We start from the raw sequence: 18508 nt of genomic DNA, 5'->3' as shown, positions 1-18508 counted from the left end.
ACCAAATGGCTGATGCTGCTCGGAACCAGAGGGGTTCATCATCGGCAAGACCCAGATGACCGAGTTCGCCTTTTCGGCACTTGGCACCAATCCGCATGACGGGGTACCGGGTAATCCACGAGATCGCGTACGCGTGCCAGGTGGTTCGTCGTCCGGCGCCGTCGTCTCGGTAATCGACGGCATGGCCGAGATCGCGATTGGGAGCGATACGGGTGGCTCGATCCGCATTCCGTCGGCGCTCTCCGGCGCCGTCGGTTTCAAGCCTACGGGTGGGCGCGTACCGACAGAGGGTACATTCTCTCTGTCATCGAGCCTCGATACGGTAGGTCCGATCGCATCCAGCGTTGCTGACTGCGCCCCCGCCGATCGGGTGCTTGCCGGAGAGCCGATTGCCCCGATCAGACCGGCGGCGCCAGGGGGCGGCTGTTCGATCGTGCCGAGCCCGAAGTCCTCGACGCTTTTGAAAGCGCAGTTGTTGCGCTTAGCGAGGTTGGCGCGACGGTTGTCGATGGTTCGATGGGAGGGATCCTGGACGAACTTGCTGCGATTGATCGCATCGGCACCTTCCCGTCGATCGAAGTGGGCGCCACCTTGCGCGGCCTGGGTCTTGATAATCTCGACGGCGCTGACTCGAAGACGCGGGTGCGCATCGAAGCCGGAGCCGGTATCTTGGCCACCGACTACGCACGCATGATCAAACTGCGGCAAGCCGCTATTCGGTCATTCGGGCATGCGATCACCGAGGACGAAGTCTTCGCCCTGCCGACGACACCAGTTCGCGCGCCGCTCTTGGAGTCGGTGGACGAGAGCGCAGCCTTCCACGATGCCAACGGTCTCGTGCTGCGCAATCCGCGCATCGCAAACCTGGTGGACTGCCCGTCGATTTCGCTTCCTATACCGGTGTCAGGCCTGCCTGTCGGCTTCATGCTGATTGGCCGTCGGCACGCGGACCGCCGTCTTCTCGAAATTGCTTCATGGGTCGAAGCGGCGTTGGCAGCCGGGCACTCCTGACTCTCAAAGTGATGCTCTTCGATCGCCAACGCGGGAGAGAGCGCGATGATGCCGCCTTTTGACGACTTCACCGCAAAGTCGAGGCCGCTCCCAGGACATGGTCCTCGTCGGTGCGTCAACGATCAGGGCTTAATCAACCGCTTCAGCTTGCCGTGATCGGCTCAGCAATCAGCGTTCCTTTGATCAATAAACCAACTTTTGCAACATAGCCGCAGTAAGAGACCTATGGTGGGACGCTGCCTCCGTTTCTCAATGCTTAAGTACGTTTGCCAGAAATGAGGCGTTCTCTTGCGCAACTGTCTGTGGCTCCACACGGTCCGTGACGTCAGGCGAAGACGAAAAAGTAGGGCCGCGTGCGCGGCCCCTGTAGCTTCTTCGGCGAACTGGGTTTTTGTCAGCGGATCGAGTCAAGCGTCTTGGAAATCGCCTGGAGGCCTCCGCGGAGTTCGTCGGCGGTGGGCCATCCGAAGCCCACGCGGAAGTAGTTCCTGGGCATTTCAAACCAGTGGCCCGGGCCAACATATGTCCCGTGATCCTGCAGCAGGCACTTGTAGAATTCGGGCGCGTCAAAATTGGCGGGGACGTTCAGTCGCGGGAAACCTACCACGCCGCCGGAGGGGCGGACCCAGTCCACCCGGCGCTCGCTGTCGATCCAGTCCTGCATAATATCCAGCCTGCGCTGCATTTCCGGAAGAAGCTTTCCGAGGAAGGCATCGCGCTTGCGAAGCATCTGAAGCGCAACGTTCTCGTCAAGAACACTGCCGCAGATACCGATCTGCTCTTTCGCAGCGAGGAAGCGCTCATAAAGCTCCTCATCCCGGGTGATGAGCCAGCCGACGCGCACGCCCGGAATGCCAAAAGCTTTTGACAGCGACGCTACGCTGATCGCTCTTTTGCTGAGGGAGGCGGCAGTGGGGTGCTGGACGCCGTAGCTCAAGTCCCTGTAGGTTTCATCGACAAGGAGATAGCAGCCCCGGCTTTCCGCGATCTCGATCAACGCATCCAGATCAGACCGGGAAAACATAGTGCCTGTCGGGTTATGCGGGCATGTGACACTGATATAGCGGGTGTTCGGCTTAACCGCCGCCCGGACCTCGTCGAGGTTCAGGGCAAACTTGTCGTCGAACGAAACGTCGATGTAGGAGATGTCACACCCGATCGCCCGGGGCGTCTCGATGTTTGTCGCATAGTTCGGCCGCACGACGACAAGGTGGTCTTCCTTACTCAGCAGTGTTGTGGATATGATGAACAGCGCGCCCGCAGCGCCCGCGGTCATCAGCACGTTGTCCGCGCGGAGGCCGTCATCCTTCTCGACGACCAGGCCGCGGAGTTCGCGGTCGCCGCGATGCTCGCCGTAGAGCAGCTTGAGATCGGGAATAGTCACGCCGATGTCGGACAGCGTCTGATCGGCGATCGAGCTTTCCGAAAGATTGTATTTGATGAGGTCGTAGCCATACTCTTCCGGCGACTCCTTCTCGATCATCATTCGCGCATATTGCATGGTCCGCTGCCTCCTCTTGCTGTTTACTGAAAATCCGGTAATCCCCGATTACAGAGGGGCGATATTGCATGCTATCCTCCCAGAGGATTACGGCGGGGCACGGGGATGACGGAGACAGAGTACAGCAGGATCGGCCAGCTAATACGTTCTTGCGGCGACGCCGGTTTCTGCCCGTCCCTTCAGGACTGGCTGCGGGCGCATGCAGCCTTCGACCTGTTCTCGATAGTCATCTACCGCGGCAGCGAAGCGCCGATACATCTGTTCGACAACTTTCCCGATGCCGGTGCCCGGGACGGGATGATGACGTTTCTGACCCAGACCTACGTGCTGAACGCCTTCTTCCAGCAGCATCAGAAAGGCCTGCCGACGGGCGTGTACCGATTAAGAGATTTGGCTCCCGACGCAAATCCCGAAGATGAGCAGCAGCAGGGGCTCGAGGTGATCTTCTCCGACAAGGAGGAGGCCGGATACATAACCAGCGGCTGGCCGCAGGAGCTTGAGGAGGTGGACATAGCCGTCGACCTCGGCGAGAAGCTGACGGTCGAGATCGGGCTATACCGCAAGAGAAGCACGGCCCGTTTCGAAGAAGACAATATTCGCGCGCTGGAAATGATGCTTCCGGTCATTACCGCGGGACTGAGCAAGCACTGGCAGCTTGTCGGGAAGCAGCTCGCATTCTCCAAGACCCGCCAGGCAACAGATGCAACCAGCGATTTCGAAGGTTTCGGAGAGAACGTTCTGAGCGCGAGGGAGCGCGAGGTCACCGCGATGATTTTGAGAGGGCACTCCTCCGAATCGATCGCCTCACATCTCGACATCTCGATCACGACGGTGAAGACGCATCGAAAACGTGCTTATCAGAAGCTGTCCATCTCCACGCAGGCCGAACTGCTTTCCCTCTTCCTGAAGCACGTCCAGATGGCTCCATCCGGGCCTTAGCCATCTTTGTCCTCCTCCGGGGGGATGTGCATGCCCGCCTCCTAAATCGTATGAATTCGCCGCCGCAGAACTGCCCGGGGAGGGGCTCTGGCGGAGTTCAACCACAAGGGAGGGTGTCTTGAAGACATTGAACCGCATTGTTTTCGCGTCGATCATGACAGTGGCCACAATCGCAGCCGCTGCCGCTCGGGCTGAGACCGTCACCATCGCCTTTGAGGGCGCTTACGAGCCATGGAACATCACCACACCCGAGGGCGCGTTGGACGGGTTCGAGCCCGAGCTGGCGAAGGTGCTCTGCGAGCGGGCGAAACTCGACTGCAAGTTCGTGGCCCAGGACTGGGACGGCATGTTCACCGGCCTGCAGGCGGGCAAGTTCGACGTCGTGATGGATGGCGTGAACATCACCGCCGAGCGAAAGAAGCAGATCGCGTTTTCCGTTCCCTACGTGAACACGCCGGCTGCTTTTGTCGTGAGCAGCCTCGGCGCGGTCACCGATCTCCCCGGAAAGGATATCAAGCTCAAGCTTGACGAGCATGACAAGGGGCCGCAGTCGGATGAAGTGCTGGGCAAGCTGCGCGAGGCTCTGCAGGGCAAGACGATCGGCGTGCAGATTTCGACGGTCTATTCCGAGTTCATCAACCGCAACTTCTCCGATGTCGCGACCGTCCGGGAATACAAGACGCCGCCGGAGCATGATCTGGACCTCGCCGCAGGCAGGATCGACGTCTCTTTCGACGACGCGACCTATTTCACATCGGCGCTCTCGAAGCCGGACAACGCAGACCTGAAGTTCGCCGGACCCGAAATCGGGGGGGCGATCTGGGGAGGCGGGCAGGCGCTTTGCTTCCGTCTGGCTGACACGGAGCTCAAGGCCAAGTTCGACGAGGTGATCAAGGGTGCGCTGGCGGACGGGACAGTGAAGCGTCTGTCGGAAAAGTGGTTCAAGCGCGACGTCACGCCCTGACGCACCTCACTGGCAGCGCGCCTACCTCCCGGACGTGCTGCCTCTCTTTCTCAAGAGACACGGATAATTCCATATGGAAGACCTGATGCTCTTAGGCTTTGGCGATGGCGGCTGGGGTCTCATGCTGCTGGAAGGCGTAGCCGTAACCGTTGCGGTTACCGCCGCCGCCGTGCTGATAGGCGCGTTCATCGGCTCACTGGTAGCCTGGCTGAAGCTGTCTTCGAACATGGCGAGCCGCGCGGCCGCAGAAGCCTACACTGTGGTGTTCCGCGGAGTTCCCGAGCTTCTCATCATCTACCTCTTCTATTTCGGCGGCTCGTCTATCGTAAGCGGCGTCGCCCACTCACTGGGAGCGAAAGGTTTCGTGGGCATGCCGCCGTTCATCGCGGGCGCTCTGGGCGTCGGCGTTATCTGCGGCGCTTATCAGGCTGAAGTGTTCCGGGGCGCGTTCAACGCCATTCCGAAAGGGCAGCTCGAGGCGGCGCTCGCCATGGGAATGGGGCCGATGCTGCGTCTCCGCAGGATCATTGCTCCGCAGGTGATAAGATATGCGCTGCCTGGGCTGGGCAATGTGCTGCAGCTCAGTTTCAAGGATTCCGCGCTGGTCTCTGTCACCGGCCTCGCCGAGATCATGCGCCGCACGGATGTGGGTGCGAGGACAACCCGCGAATACTTTCTGTTCTACATCGCCGGGGTCGCGATGTATCTCGCGCTGACGGCGGTCACCACCCGCACCTTGGAAATAGCCGAAAGACGGGCTGACGCCGCCCACGGCTCAAGACCAAAAGAAGCCTGACCATGGACTACCAGTTTCTCAAGGATACGTTCTTGCAGCTGCTTGCGGTTTTCCCGGTGTCCATCGGCTTGTTTGCTGTCTCGGTAGCCTTGGGAGGCATGCTCGCGCTTGTTCTCCTCTGGATGCGCATGCATAGCAACGCATTGCTGAGCTCCTTCGCCAAGGCCTACATTTTCGTGTTTCGCGGCTCACCGCTGCTCATGCAGATGTTCCTGATCTATTACGGGCTGGGACAGTTCATGTTTATCCGCCACAGCTTTCTCTGGCCTGTGCTGCGCGACCCCTTCAGCTGCGCGGCGATCTCTCTGGCGCTGTGTACCGCAGCCTACACGGCAGAGGTATTCCGCGGCGGATTGAAGGCGGTCTCGGTGAAGGAGATCGAGGCGGCGAGAGCCTACGGGATGTCTGGCATACTGCTCTTGCGTCGGATCATCGCGCCACTCGCTTTCAGGCAGTGTCTTCCCGCCTATTCGACGGAACTGGTGTCCATGGTGAAGGCAACCTCGCTCGCCAGCCTGGTCACTGTCTGGGAGGTGACGGGAATCGCCAACAAGATAATAAGCTCGACCTACCGTACCTTCGAGGTCTTCTTCTGCGCTGCGGCGATCTACCTGATCGCCAATCTTGTCCTCATCCAAATCTTGAACGCCCTCGAGCGCGGGCTGTCGCCGCAGCGCCGCGAGCCTCGTCCGGCGGTCCAGAAAACCATCCCGGCGGAGGTCTGACCATGGATCAATCAAACCAGCCTGCTCTCATTGTTCGCGACATCCGCAAATCCTTCGGAGCGCTTGAGGTGCTGAAGGGCATTTCGCTGGAGGCATGCAAGGGCGACGTGATAGCCATTCTAGGCTCGAGCGGTTCCGGCAAAAGCACGTTCCTGAGGTGCATCAATCTGCTTGAGACACCGGACTCCGGAGAAATCATGGTCGGCGGCGAACAGGTCAGCATGCGCATCGACAAGCGCGGCCAGCCGATGCCCTCAAGTCGCCGGCAGGTGGGCCGGCTCCGGGTTGAGCTCGGCATGGTTTTCCAGAGCTTCAACCTCTGGTCACACATGACGGTTCTCGAAAATATCACTGAAGCTCCGGTCCATGTCCTCAAGCGGCCCCGCAAGGAATGCGTCGAGCTTGCAGAGGCCCTGCTCAACAAAGTCGGCCTGGCGGACCGCAGGAACTACTACCCGGCTCACCTTTCGGGAGGTCAGCAACAGCGAGCGGCTATCGCGCGGGCGCTAGCCATGGAACCCAAGGTCCTACTGTTCGACGAACCGACATCCGCGCTGGACCCCGAGCTTGTGGGCGAAGTGCTGAAAGTCATGCGGAGCCTTGCCGAAGAGGGACGGACGATGCTCGTGGTGACACACGAGATGGCCTTTGCGCGCAACGTCTCAAACCGCATCGTGTTTTTCGACAACGGAAGAGTAGAGGCCGAGGGCAGTCCGCGGGAGCTGTTCGACAATCCGACCTCCGACCGGTTCCGCAGGTTTATCGCCTCGAGTGGGCACTGACGCATCCAAATCAACATCGGCCAGGGGTACAGCAGGCATGAACATTCTACTTATCGGCTGCGGTAACATGGGTGCCGCGATGGCTGTAGGAATATCGCGCGATTATGACTACGATCTGGTGATAGTGGACCCCGATCTGCAGAGGGTCCGTCAGCAGGTCGGCGCTTCTGTCGCGGCGGAATTGGCTTCCAATCTTTCCGAAATCTCCGGGAGAGCATTCGATCTGTGCATCGTGGCGGTGAAGCCGAACCTGGTTCAGGCGACTGCCCGTCAAATGGCGCAGTTGCTGACGGTTTCTCTGACAGTATCCATCGCTGCGGGAATCGACATTGCCTCGTTGCGCAGCTGGTCTTCCCCTGCAACCAAGATTGTTCGCGCGATGCCCAATCTGGCGGCTTCGGTCGGGCAGTCGATGACCGTCGCCGTGGCTGAGCCGTCCTTGTCCCGGGAAGAGCGGACCACAGTCAAAACCATTCTTGAGACCGCCGGAAGGTTCGCTTGGCTTGAAGACGAAGCCTTCATCGACCCGGTTACCGCTGTTGCAGGAAGCGGCCCGGCATATGTGTTCGCCTTCGCCCAGTATCTTGCGGCGGCGGCGTCGTCTCTCGGTCTTGAAGACACTTTCGCCGCCGAGCTCGTTCGCCAGACCCTGATCGGGGCCGCGGGGCTGATGGAAAGGACAGAGAGCAGTTTCCCGCAGTTGAAGGCCGCGGTGACCAGCCCCGGCGGGACTACCGAAGCAGGCTTGTCGGCTCTCGAAAGCGGCACGGCATTGGCCGATCTGCTGCAGGCGTGTGTGGCAAAAGCTGCCGCGAGAGCAGCGGCTCTGCGCACCGAAGCCGCAACGCGGGCATGACCTGCGATCCCGGCTACGCCGGCAGAACCGAGGGGAATGTTTGAGATACGAGATGCCAAAGCGACTGATCATGTTGAGTGGCTTCGGCTTGGGGAGTTTATCTGAAGTTCTAAATGTTGACCTGTCAGATGCGATTACACAGAACACCTGGGACTCGCTACGAACCAAACACGATCGTGGTCCCAAGTCTACTGGCATACGAAGCGGGACAACGTTCGCGCGCCCCCTCCCTGTACGACAAGTATGCACTCGAAGACACTAACGTCCACTACGTGCTGCCGCTATGAACCGAAACGGGCAAGCGCATTGCCGCCCTGCTGCTCCCATTTCCGCCACTATCCGGGCATTCTCGATTCAAACTTCGGCCTAGGAAACGACGTTCCGGACGATCCGCAAGATCGCAGGACCCTTGTTCACGTAGGAATATTCCTGCGAGGAGCTGTATATCGCGAAGGCGCCCGCGGCGTAGTCCTTCTCGACACCACTCAGGACGAGCGTGAGCACGCCCTCCATGACGTAGATCATCTCGTGCCAGCCTTGCGGGTCCGGTTCGGCCTGATAGCTGTCTCCCGACTGTAATGACCACATCCACATCTGGGCCTCGTTACCGGCGGGAGCGGAGCCAAGAAGAACGCCCTTGCTGTCCGGGCCGACGCCCCGCCACGTGACTTCGTTGATGTCCGAAAGGGACTGACGGTCCGGGTCTCTGACGAGATCAACAAATCCCACGCCCATCGCAGCGGCGAGCTTGTCGAGGCTCGACAGGCTGATGTTGGCGTCACCCGCTTCGACGGCGATGATCATTCGACGACTGATTCCGGACGCCTCGGCCAGCGCTATCTGGCTCAAGCCCGCAGCCTGACGAAGCCTGCGCAGATTTCCAGAAACGTGCGCCAAGACATCACCTCGCCCTTGACTGTGCAATATATTGCTCATAAGGTCCTTCTACTCTTAACGGGCAGACACTTCAACAGCGATTTCAAGCACGCGTCCCACACGGTGCGCGAACGAATCCTCGCGTCCTGATGTTGCCCAGTATGTACCGGGGAGGTATCACATGACGCAACCGATCGTTCTCAACGAGGCCGGAATTACAGATCTTGTTCCGCGGGTCGACATCCGATCGGCGCTCGAACGAATGTTCCGTTCGCTTGCCGACGGCAATGCAGTGCAGCCGCCGCAAACGCTGAGTCTTTTCCCGCAAAATACCGGTGACTTCATAACCTACCTCGGCGTATTCGCCGACGAGAAGGTCTTCGGAGCCAAGCTTTCCCCCTACATCGCGGGCGACGGCAAGCCCCTGGTCACCGCCTGGACGCTGCTGATGTCCATGGAAACCGGCGTTCCCGTTCTTCTCTGCGACTCCAAGAAGCTCACAACGGAGCGGACGGCCGCCACATCGGTCATTGCCGCCGACGTCCTCTCAGCCCCTGAGGCTTCCGTTCTGACGATCGTCGGCTCCGGACCGGTCGCCCTCGCCCACCTCCGCTACGCCGAAGGCATCCGCGCCTGGAAGGAGATCCGGATTGCGTCACCGAACATCGAGGGCCGCGCGGGCATTCCGGAGAAGACCGCAAACGGCATCGCGATCACGAAGCATACAAACGTCGACGAGACCGTCCGGGACGCGGACGTCGTCCTGCTTTGCACGTCGTCCGGCAAGCCGGTGATCGACGTCGCCTGGCTTTCGAAAGCCGCGGTCGTCACGTCGATCAGCACGAACATCGCCAACGCCCACGAGGTCGATCCGGCCGCGCTTCAGGGCTTCGACGTCTACTGCGACTATCGCGCCACGACGCCCGCTTCCGCAGGAGAGATGAAGCTGGCCGTTGCAGCAGGACTCTGGAGCGCGGATTCGATCCGCGGCGACCTTCCGGAACTGCTCTCCGGTCGCGCGACCGCGCCAAGCCGCGATCGGCCCGCTTTCTTCCGCTCGATCGGCCTAGGCCTTGAAGACATCGCTGCCGCCGTGGCGCTGCTCGCCGCCGCCCGCGCCTAACCAAGACACACGAGGACCACGACATGAAGATCCGCAATTTCGGCGTTGAAATCTGGATGAACAAGTACGAGACGCAGTGCGAGCTTAACCTCGCCGAAACCTGCGTCGAGTCCCTGACGGTCGCCGAGCTCCTCGAAATGGCCGGCAAGACCGACATCGCCAAGGAACTGCTTCCGCTGAAGCTCACCTATGGCGAGATCGAAGGTAGCGTCCGGCTCCGCAATCTGGTGGCCAACCTTTATGAGGAGCAGAAGCTCGAAAACGTCGTCATCACACATGGCGCGATCGGGGCAAACGCTCTCGTCCACCAGACGCTGGTGGAATCCGGCGACCGCGTCATTTCAGTGCTCCCGACTTACCAGCAGCACTACTCGATCCCAGAAAGCATCGGGGCGGACACACAGATCCTCAAGCTCACGGAGAAGACCGGCTTCCTCCCTGATCTCGAAGAACTGAAGAAGATGGCGACGCCTGGTACCAAGCTCATCGCGATCAACAACCCGAACAATCCGACCGGGTCGCTGATGGACCGTGCCTATCTCCAGAAGATCGTCGAGATCGCTCGGGCTTGTGGTGCTTGGATCCTCTGCGACGAGGTCTATCGTGGCACGGACCAGGAAGGCGAGCTCGGGATGACGGCCTCGATCGCCGATCTCTACGAAAAGGGTATCAGCACGGGTTCGATGTCGAAAACCTATTCGCTGGCCGGTCTTCGCCTGGGCTGGATCGCCGGTCCCGAAGAACTCATCCATGCGGTCTCCGTGCATCGCGACTACAACACCATTTCGGTCGGGATGCTCGACGACCACTTCGCCGCAATCGCGCTGGAGAACAAGGACAAGATCCTGAAGCGCAGCCACGAGATCACTCGCACGAACCTCGCGATTCTGTCCGACTGGGTAGACGCCGAGCCGCTGATCTCGTGGGTGAAGCCGAAGTCCGGCACGACCGCGCTTTTGAAATATGATCTCCCGATGTCTTCCGAGGAGCTGTGCGTCAGCCTCCTTGAAAAGACCGGCGTCATGCTCACGCCGGGTAGCGCAATGGACATGGAGGGATACCTGCGCATCGGCTACACGAACGGCGAAGCCGTGCTTCGCGAGGGTCTCCAGCGCCTTTCTAACTTCCTGAAGGAGGTCGCGTCCAAGGCCGCCTGAACAACCCGAAATCCAAGTATTCCACCGCCCGCTCCCATGGGCGGAGGGATGAGTCCGTTTCTAAACAAAAAGGGGAATACCAATGAAACGAATAACTATCGCCCTCACACTCGGCGCCACCCTCCTCGCGACAGCAGCCTCTGCTGAAGACCTCCGCGTCGGCACGAGCGCCGACTACCCACCGTGGGAATCAGTGGATGGAGCTGGACAGATCGTCGGCTTCGACAAGGACGTAGGCGACGAGATCTGCAAGCGCATCTCGGCGACCTGCTCCTGGCAGAACCAGGCCTACGACGGCTTGCTCCCCGGTCTTCAAGTTGGCAAGTTCGACCTGGTGATCTCCGGTGTGTCGATCAACGACGAACGTTCACAGAAGGTAGATTTTTCGGTCGCCTACGCCGACGCTCCGAACTCCATCGTCGTCGCTCCCGGCAGCAATGCCGCGTCCGCCAAGAGTGCAGACGACCTGCAGAAGGCTTTGGCGAAGGCTGCGATCGGCGTACAGACCGGTACGACCCACGAACAGGTCGTTCGCGCGCATTTTCCTGACGCCGACATCCGCGTCTACGACCGGCCCGACCAGGTCGCCGATGATCTCGTCGCCGGCCGTATCGACGCGGGGCTGATGGAACGCTCCGCTTGGGAGCCGCTCGTCAAGGGACGGGGCTCCGACAAGCTCGTCTACGCTGGTCCGCCTCTCACCGGCGCCGACTTCGCCGAATTCGGCAAGGGCCAGGGCGTCGCGATGGGCAAGGGCAAGACCGAGCTCAAGACCAAGGTCGACGGCGCCGTCCAGGCGATGCTCAAGGATGGGACCATGAAGACCATCTCCCAAAAATACTTCGGCTACGACCTATCCAAGAAGTGACAATCGATAGGGAGGCGATCCGTCGCCTCCCTCTTCGGGAGGGCACATGCGCATTCCAGCAGAAATTATTGCCGCGGCAACGCGGGACCTAGCAGACCTCGTCGCGATCCCATCGGTGAGCGCGCGGGCCGAGGGTCTAGAAGCATGCGCCGACAAGGTCGAGGCGCTTCTCTCGGAGGCCGGCTTCATCACGGAACAGCAGCCCGGAGACGTCGGCCCGTTCGTAGTCGGGGAGATGGGCGCGGGTCCGTTCACGCTCGTGATCTACAATCACTACGACGTCCAGCCGGAAGATCCGGTCCATCTTTGGACGGATGCGCCGTTCGCCCTCACGGAGCGCAGCGGCCGCCTGTACGGCCGCGGATCTGCGGACGACAAGGGAGAATTCGTCAGTCGTCTGGCTGGTTGGCGCGTGTTCCGCGACACGCATCCGGGGCCGCTCCCGTTCAAGCTGATCTGGATCGTCGAAGGCGAAGAGGAAATCGGAAGTCCGTCCCTCGTGCGCTTCCTCGAAAAGCGCTTTCTGGACACGCAGGCCGACCTGTGCTGGTGGGAGTTCGGCGAGGTCGACAGGACCGGCCGACCCATCGTTCTCATGGGATTCAAGGGGATTCTCGCCGTGGAGCTGGAATGCCGTACTGCGCGGGCCGACCTGCATTCGAGCCTGGGCGCGATCTTCGACAACCCGCTCTGGCGTCTGGCGGCGGCCGTGTCCTCGCTTCGAGATGCAAGAGGCCGCATCCTGATCGAAGGCTTCTATGATGACATCGTCGAACCCGACGCCCTTAGCCGGGAACTGGCCGAGAGAGCCCCGTTCCCCCTTGGCGACCTTCAGGAGGAGACCGGCGGTCGCCGTCTTCTCGAGGGCGTCAACGCAGAGACCTTCTACGACCATCTCAATTTCGAACCCTGCCTCAACGTCAACGGATTTCACGGCGGCTATGGCGGCGAAGGCGCAAAGACGGTGCTGCCCTGCACCGGCACCGCGAAGCTCGACTTCCGTCTCGTTCCAGGACAGCATCCGGTGCGCATAGCGGCGCTGCTTCGCCGGCATCTCGACGCGAAAGGATTCGAGGACGTCTCCCTCAAGATCCTCGACGCGGAGGTTCTTGGCGTGCGAAGTGACCCATCGCACTTCGCCGTTGACCTCGGCGCGGAGCTGCTTCGGAAATGGTTCGGCCGCCCCGCCATCATCCAGCCGAGCTCGGCGGCGTCGGGCCTCGCGTATCCTTTCATGCACAAGTTCGGCGCGACCTTGTTCGGAGCAGGCCTCACGCACCATGGTGCGATGCTTCACTCGCCGGACGAAAACATCCTTGTCTCGCACTTCGAAAACATGATCGGCTTCTCGGCGGACTTCTTCGCGGCTCTGGGCGAGCACGTGCGTCAGCCAGCGGAGGCCGGATCCTATGCTTGACGCTATCCATCAGTATCAGGGGCAGCTCCTGCAAGGCCTCGGCATGACGCTGGCGGTTGCTGTCGGCAGTTTCCTGATCGGCTTCGTCATCGCCGCGATCCTCGCGCCGACCGCCGTCTATGGCAGCCCTTACGCACGCCGCATCGTCATGGCGTATGTCGGGTTGATCCGAGGCCTGCCGGAGCTGCTGGTTATCTTCCTCATCTTTTACGGCGGCACCGTTCTTCTGACAAAGGTCGCGGGCCGTTACGTCGAAGTCGACGCCCTTACTGCAGGGATCGCCTCGCTGTCGGTCGTGGCTGCGGCATATCTTACCGAAATCCTGCGTGGTGCTCTGCGGAGCATCTCCCAGGGCCAGTGGGAGGCGGCTCTGTCGCTCGGCTTCCGCCGACCGCGTGCCTTCGTGCTGGTCGTCCTTCCACAGATGACGGTCCGTGCGCTGCCAGGCCTCGGCAATCAGTGGCTCGTCGTTCTAAAAGAGAGCGCGCTCGTTTCCGTCGTAGGTCTCGAGGAACTCATGCGCAAGTCCGTCGTGGCCGCCGGGGCCACCCATCAGCCGCTGGCCTTCTATCTCGCGGCGGCCGCCCTTTACGTCATGGTGACCGGCGTCTCGACCCTTCTGCTGATGGCGTATGAAGCCCGTCTCACGCCGCATCTCAGGTGACAGCTATGTCCTTCGATTTGTGCCTTCCCGCGTTCCTCGCCGTCAAGAATGGCGTCCTTCTCACTCTCTTAATTACTGTCGCAAGCTTCGCCGTCGGCCAGATCCTCGCGCTGCCGCTTGCCCTCGGTCTCACCTCTACGTCGCAGGTGGTCCGCGTTCCCGTATCGACGTACACGTTCCTCGTCCGGGGAAGCCCGCTGCTCGTGCAGCTTTTCATCGTCTACTACGGTCTGGGGCAGATCGACGCCGTGCGCCATAGCTTTCTGTGGCCGGTCCTGCGCAGCCCGGTCTACTGTGCGATCCTCGCGATCGGGCTGAACTCGGCGGCCTACGCTGCCGAACTGCTCGCAGGAGCGATCAGGCATCTCCCATCGGGCCAATGGGAAGCGGGCAAGGCGCTCGGACTGAATAGAATTGTGCTTTTGTTCAAGGTCATCCTCCCGCAGGCCTATCGCGCGGTTTTACCTGCCATCGGCAACGAGCTGGTTCTCGTCATGAAGGGCTCGACCCTGGCGAGCGCGGTGACGGTCATGGAGATGACGGGCGCGGCCCGCGTGTTTGTCGCGCGTACCTACGCGCCGTTCGAGACCTTCCTCATCGCGGGCACAGTCTACCTGTTGATGGGAGCGGTGTTCGGTCGCCTGTTCAAATTCTTCGAAGCTCGCGTCGCGATTCCAGGGCGCTGACAGCTTCGTCACATCGAGGAGAATGGAATGCTTTGCAAGATCATCGGGAGCGCGTCGAACGCGTGCGCGGTATTCTTCACGTCAGCTTTGATGCGGATTTCCTCGATCGGTCCCGGCGTCGGAACGACGATGCCCGGCGGAGCGACGTTCGTGAAGCGAATCCGGTGATGGAAATGCTTCGCGAAGCGGCCTTGTTGGCAGCCTCGATCTTGTCGAACTCATCCCCTTTCGCGACGACCGCGGCCGCACTGCAAGGCTGCTCGTCGATGTGACCGCAGATCTCATGGGGACCTACCGTCCTCGATCGGCCTACAAGGAGCTCCTGATGCCTGCACCGCAGAATCTCAATATCGTACCGTTCGTAAGCGTCGAGAATATGATGGACCTTGTTCTATCCATCGGTGTCGAGACCTTCCTTCTCGAACTCTGCACCTATGTCGAGGAGGACTTCGCCCGCTGGGAAAGCTTCGACAAGACGCCCCGCGTTGCTTCGCACTCGCATGATGGCGTCATCGAACTGATGCCGACCAGCGACGGAAACCTTTATGGCTTCAAGTACGTCAACGGCCACCCGAAGAACACGAAGTCCGGCCGTCAGACTGTGACCGCTTTCGGCATGCTTGCCGAGGTCGAAAGTGGATACCCGGTACTGCTGACGGAGATGACCATACTGACCGCGTTGCGAACCGCCGCGACGTCGGCCGTCGCCGCGAAGCATCTCGCTTCAAAGGGAGCGCGCACGATGGCGATCATTGGCAACGGCGCGCAGAGCGAGTTTCAGGCGTTCGCTTTCAAGGCGCTTTTGGGAGTCGACCATCTCCGGCTCTATGACATCGACCCGACCGCTACCGAGCGGTGCCGCAAGAACCTCGAAGCCTTCGGCTTCAAGATCGACACCTGCCGTTCGGCGGAGAACGCGATGGAAGGTGTGCAGATCGTAACCACCGCCACGGCCGACAAGCAGTGTGCCACTATCCTTACGGACAACATGGTAGGGCCCGGCATTCACATCAATGCCGTGGGCGGCGACTGCCCTGGGAAGACCGAGGTTCATCGCGACATACTTCTGCGTTCCGAAATCTTCGTGGAATATCCTCCTCAGACGAGGATCGAGGGTGAAATCCAACAGCTTCCGGCAGAACACCCGGTGCGGGAACTTTGGAAGGTTATCACGGGAGTGGACGCCGGGCGCGTTGCAGAAACGCAGATCACGTTGTTCGACAGCGTGGGTTTCGCGACGGAGGACTTCTCAGCATTGAGGTACGTTCGTGACAAACTTTCGGCAAGCTCCAGCTTCCAGAACCTCGACTTGCTCGCAGATCCGGACGAGCCGCGCGACCTTTTCGGCATGCTGATCCGCCACCAAGCGCGGATGGCGGCCGCGCCGATCTGACGCCCGCCCTTCTTTTGCGGATGCAGGATCAGACACGGAGCTCAACAAGCATGCATGGCGCGCTTTCAAGACGGACCCTTTCCTACGCCCTGCTGAGCGTTCCGAGGGCTGCCGGACAGATCGCTTTCTTACTGCTGGCCCTTCCTTGGCCGGCGAGCCCACCCGCGGCGCAGCAACCATGCTTGCCATGACCGCCGCGCCGCTTGCGGGCGCCGTGCCGGCCGCCCGTCTCGGCAGAACCTGGAACGCGACGACCTTCTTCAAGCTGCTGCTAGAGTTCCGAACTCTTGCGCTGGTGGCCACGATTGCCCTCGCCGCGACCGGGACCGACTTCGCCTGGATATCCTCGCTGCGGTCATTGCAGGGTTCATCGATGGCGCCGCCTTCAGCTTCCTCGGGTCGTTCCTCAAGCAGCTCGTCGAATCCTCAAGGATATTCGGCGGGATTGTCGCCAACGTTGCGAAGAGTTTGAGACGGTAGTTCGCCGAAGCGCCTTCGATATTGGCCTGAGAACCGGCCCATATGGGAAAAGCCCCATTTTAGCGCAACCGCCTTTACCGATTGACTGAGGCTGGCCAATGAAAGCTCTTTGCGAACAGCGTCAAGGCGGAGACGCAACAGATAGGCCATGGGCGTCGTCATGCGAAAACTTCGAAAACCATCCTGCAGGGTACGGGTACTGACGCCGCACGCCGCAGCGATCTCCTTGAGAGTAACCGCCTGGGAAATGTTGGTGTGCATGTAGTGGATCGCGCGCTTGACATGCCGTGGAATAGGCGGTGCCGAACTACGGCAAAGCTCCTCGGAGTAGTTGTGCGGTATGGCGGCTATGAGAAATTCGAGGATCGCGTCCAGAAGATGCCCGAGTGCTGCGGGTGATCTGTGCAAGGTTTCATCCGCCAGGCCGTGATGCACGGTCATTGCGAGCCGCGCCAGGTCCAATCCGGGTCCATGCGAAAGATCGATCTCGTGCGCGAACTGGAGACGACCCCTCAATGAAACATTCAACCTGACGCCGATCCGTCGGACCAGCTCGAAGTGCGGCACCCTGATGCAGAGATGCCTTCTGGGACCGGCGATGCGCAATTGATTGTTCAACCGACAATCGACAAAAATGCCACGGCTTTCGATGGACGCTATTTTACGGTCGGCGACCGCGACCGTGGCGTCCCCCGCCAGCGGGATGAGAACCATGGTCGTATCGATCGATGAGGGAAAGTGGATCGTGAGATCTCCATCACAGATACTGGCTATGATCGAGATCCGCCTCGTGTGAACCATGTTGATTTGATATCTGGTATTCTGGTTACTCTCCGATGTCACACCTATTCCGTCATGCAGGCGGGAAAGTGAGGCTGAGAGCTCCTGCAGATCCGTTCCAGCGAGCGACAGGTGGTCGAAGGTATTCCAACTTATTTCCGACACTCTCTGCGACCTCTAGCCAATGGTAGATGTTTGGACCACTTGCAGCATCAGCCGCCGACCGGATAACCGCGCCCAAGGCAAGCCATGGCGTGACGAATCGCCTATCGTTTCTCAAATAAGCCCTTCGATTTTCAGAGCTTCCTCTACCGCTGCCCGCGAGGAAACCCTGTCGAGCAGAGCGTTCAGGTTCTTGAAATCCCCAAGATCCACGCCGACAAGCTTGCCCCAATTGGCGACAACGAAGAGGTAGGCATCGGCAACGGTGTATGTGTCGCCGACGAGATAGGTCTTGCCGTCAAGTTGCCGGTCCACCCATTGGAAACGATCGAGGACACGCTTGCAATGATATTCCCTGACGTCGTCAGGCATTGCCGGGTTGAACAGCGGTCCGAAGTTTCTGTGCAGTTCGCTGCTGATGAAGGCGAGCCATTCGACAAGCCGATAACGTTCCATCGTGCCCCAGGCCGGCGCGAGCTTTTTCTCCGGTACCCGGTCGGCCACGTATTGCATGATCGCCGGTCCTTCGGTCAATCGCTGGCCGTCGCCGAGTTCGAGCAGCGGGACATAGCCGTGCTGGTTGATGGCATAGTAGTTGGCGCCATCGTCGAATGTGTGTGTGTTCAGATCAACGCGCACGGGCGCGAAGGGTAGCCCCGCCTCACGAAGGACGATGTGAGAGGCAAGCGAGCAGACGCCGGGACTGTAATAAAGCTTCAAGATAGAACTCCTGGGAAATGCGAGGAAATAGCTGCGATCATGCAGAGTGCGGGAACTTCCCTCCCGCTCGGTCGTCGTCCTTCATCCGCGCGGCGTAATCGGCGCCCTCTTGCCCCGGCCCCATAGGATGAACGCCGACAGGGCAAGCAGGATGATGTTGAGCGGAATGGCAGCGGCTTCACCGCGTGATAGGTGAAAGATCATCGCAGCGATCTGCAGCAGCACGCAGCCGAGCGCCGCCAGCACGGTCAGGCGCGGCTGGGTGCGGGTCAAGGCCGGCAACAGCACGCCCGCGCCTCCGGCAAAATCGATGATACCCATGAGGCGCAGAAACCATGCGGGAACCTCGCCCGGCCATACCCACATCGCCGCCAGTTGGTCGACCTGCATGAAAAATTTCATGCAGCCAAACAAGACGAAGGCGGCGAAGACGAGCACCTGCGCGGCCCACAGTCCGATCTGGAGCGTTTTTCCCGCAGGTGCAGCCGAAACAGTCGCGGCGTTGGACATATGAACCCCTTGAATAGTGTTGATGCGTCGGAATTGGCATGCAGTCGCAGCCGAGCCGAACAGATAAGGCTGGAAGCTCATCGTGAAAACCGCTATTT

The 18508-nt window shown here is 60.4% G+C and carries 19 protein-coding genes and 2 pseudogenes; 16 read left to right on the top strand and 5 right to left on the bottom strand.

Annotated features, from left to right (window positions below; all coding sequences use genetic code 11):
* Positions 1–55: 55 nt before the first annotated feature.
* Positions 56–325, top strand: a pseudogene (locus M728_RS25820) (amidase family protein); the annotation flags it as partial.
* Between the two features lie 26 nt (positions 326–351).
* A complete protein-coding gene (locus M728_RS25815) occupies positions 352–1011 on the top strand; it encodes an amidase family protein (protein ID WP_370906536.1) in 660 nt (219 codons plus the stop codon).
* A 394-nt stretch (positions 1012–1405) separates the two neighbouring features.
* Here M728_RS25815 and M728_RS25810 read toward each other — a convergent pair whose 3' ends face one another.
* Entirely contained in the window at positions 1406–2512 is a 1107-nt protein-coding gene (locus M728_RS25810) for an aminotransferase class I/II-fold pyridoxal phosphate-dependent enzyme (RefSeq protein WP_026621560.1), read from the bottom strand.
* Between the two features lie 105 nt (positions 2513–2617).
* On the opposite strand from M728_RS25810, the gene M728_RS25805 reads away from it, so the two are divergent.
* The 6 genes from M728_RS25805 (at position 2618) to proC (ending at position 7574) form a co-directional block, all read left to right on the top strand.
* On the top strand, positions 2618–3451 hold the full coding sequence (locus M728_RS25805) for a helix-turn-helix transcriptional regulator (RefSeq protein WP_026621561.1): 834 nt from the start codon (positions 2618–2620) through the stop codon (positions 3449–3451).
* Between the two features lie 154 nt (positions 3452–3605).
* Positions 3606–4415, top strand: a complete 810-nt coding sequence (locus M728_RS25800) for a transporter substrate-binding domain-containing protein (protein ID WP_051440950.1) — start codon at positions 3606–3608, stop codon at positions 4413–4415.
* A 73-nt stretch (positions 4416–4488) separates the two neighbouring features.
* On the top strand, positions 4489–5211 hold the full coding sequence (locus M728_RS25795; RefSeq protein WP_026621563.1) for an ABC transporter permease: 723 nt from the start codon (positions 4489–4491) through the stop codon (positions 5209–5211).
* 2 nt (positions 5212–5213) lie between these two features.
* Positions 5214–5936, top strand: a complete 723-nt coding sequence (locus tag M728_RS25790) for an ABC transporter permease (protein WP_026621564.1) — start codon at positions 5214–5216, stop codon at positions 5934–5936.
* 2 nt (positions 5937–5938) lie between these two features.
* Entirely contained in the window at positions 5939–6718 is a 780-nt protein-coding gene (locus M728_RS25785) for an ABC transporter ATP-binding protein (protein ID WP_026621565.1), read from the top strand.
* Positions 6719–6755: 37 nt separating this feature from the next.
* Positions 6756–7574 carry a pyrroline-5-carboxylate reductase gene (proC, locus tag M728_RS25780; RefSeq protein WP_084044594.1) on the top strand — a complete coding sequence of 273 codons (819 nt, stop codon included), beginning with the start codon at positions 6756–6758 and terminating at the stop codon, positions 7572–7574.
* 366 nt (positions 7575–7940) lie between these two features.
* On the opposite strand, the gene M728_RS25775 is transcribed toward proC, so the two are convergent.
* On the bottom strand, positions 7941–8510 hold the full coding sequence (locus M728_RS25775; protein ID WP_026621566.1) for a helix-turn-helix domain-containing protein: 570 nt from the start codon (positions 8508–8510) through the stop codon (positions 7941–7943).
* 121 nt (positions 8511–8631) lie between these two features.
* Here M728_RS25775 and M728_RS25770 point away from each other — a divergent pair, with 121 nt between their 5' ends.
* The 8 genes and pseudogenes from M728_RS25770 to M728_RS25735 all read left to right on the top strand — a co-directional run bounded on the left by M728_RS25770 (position 8632) and on the right by M728_RS25735 (position 15758).
* On the top strand, positions 8632–9573 hold the full coding sequence (locus tag M728_RS25770) for an ornithine cyclodeaminase family protein (RefSeq protein ID WP_026621567.1): 942 nt from the start codon (positions 8632–8634) through the stop codon (positions 9571–9573).
* Between the two features lie 23 nt (positions 9574–9596).
* The gene (locus M728_RS25765; RefSeq protein WP_026621568.1) at positions 9597–10730 is read left to right on the top strand and encodes an aminotransferase; all 1134 of its coding nucleotides are present in this window, start codon (positions 9597–9599) and stop codon (positions 10728–10730) included.
* 82 nt (positions 10731–10812) lie between these two features.
* Positions 10813–11598, top strand: a complete 786-nt coding sequence (locus tag M728_RS25760; RefSeq protein WP_026621569.1) for a transporter substrate-binding domain-containing protein — start codon at positions 10813–10815, stop codon at positions 11596–11598.
* Positions 11599–11644: 46 nt separating this feature from the next.
* Positions 11645–13015 carry a M20/M25/M40 family metallo-hydrolase gene (locus M728_RS25755; RefSeq protein ID WP_026621570.1) on the top strand — a complete coding sequence of 457 codons (1371 nt, stop codon included), beginning with the start codon at positions 11645–11647 and terminating at the stop codon, positions 13013–13015.
* Entirely contained in the window at positions 13008–13679 is a 672-nt protein-coding gene (locus M728_RS25750; RefSeq protein WP_026621571.1) for an ABC transporter permease subunit, read from the top strand. The genes M728_RS25755 and M728_RS25750 overlap by 8 nt, the downstream gene beginning before the upstream one ends.
* 5 nt (positions 13680–13684) lie before the next feature.
* A complete protein-coding gene (locus M728_RS25745; protein ID WP_026621572.1) occupies positions 13685–14365 on the top strand; it encodes an ABC transporter permease in 681 nt (226 codons plus the stop codon).
* 47 nt (positions 14366–14412) lie between these two features.
* A pseudogene (locus M728_RS25740) lies at positions 14413–14691 on the top strand (arginase family protein); the annotation flags it as partial.
* On the top strand, positions 14691–15758 hold the full coding sequence (locus M728_RS25735) for an ornithine cyclodeaminase (RefSeq protein ID WP_026621574.1): 1068 nt from the start codon (positions 14691–14693) through the stop codon (positions 15756–15758). The pseudogene M728_RS25740 and the gene M728_RS25735, both read left to right, overlap by 1 nt.
* Positions 15759–16184: 426 nt before the next feature.
* On the opposite strand, the gene M728_RS25730 is transcribed toward M728_RS25735, so the two are convergent.
* The 3 genes from M728_RS25730 to M728_RS25720 all read right to left on the bottom strand — a co-directional run bounded on the left by M728_RS25730 (position 16185) and on the right by M728_RS25720 (position 18410).
* Positions 16185–17183: a helix-turn-helix domain-containing protein gene (locus M728_RS25730; RefSeq protein WP_084044595.1), complete on the bottom strand. Its 999-nt coding sequence runs from the start codon at positions 17181–17183 to the stop codon at positions 16185–16187.
* Positions 17184–17294: 111 nt separating this feature from the next.
* A complete protein-coding gene (gstA, locus tag M728_RS25725; RefSeq protein WP_026621576.1) occupies positions 17295–17900 on the bottom strand; it encodes a glutathione transferase GstA in 606 nt (201 codons plus the stop codon).
* An 81-nt stretch (positions 17901–17981) separates the two neighbouring features.
* Positions 17982–18410 carry a DoxX family protein gene (locus M728_RS25720; RefSeq protein WP_026621577.1) on the bottom strand — a complete coding sequence of 143 codons (429 nt, stop codon included), beginning with the start codon at positions 18408–18410 and terminating at the stop codon, positions 17982–17984.
* Between the last annotated feature and the right edge of the window lie 98 nt (positions 18411–18508).

Origin of the sequence: Ensifer sp. WSM1721, assembly GCF_000513895.2 — a bacterium.
Classification (GTDB): Bacteria; Pseudomonadota; Alphaproteobacteria; order Rhizobiales; family Rhizobiaceae; genus Sinorhizobium.
Note: the sequence above shows the minus strand (reverse complement) of the source record. Positions and strands in the feature narration are given on the sequence as shown.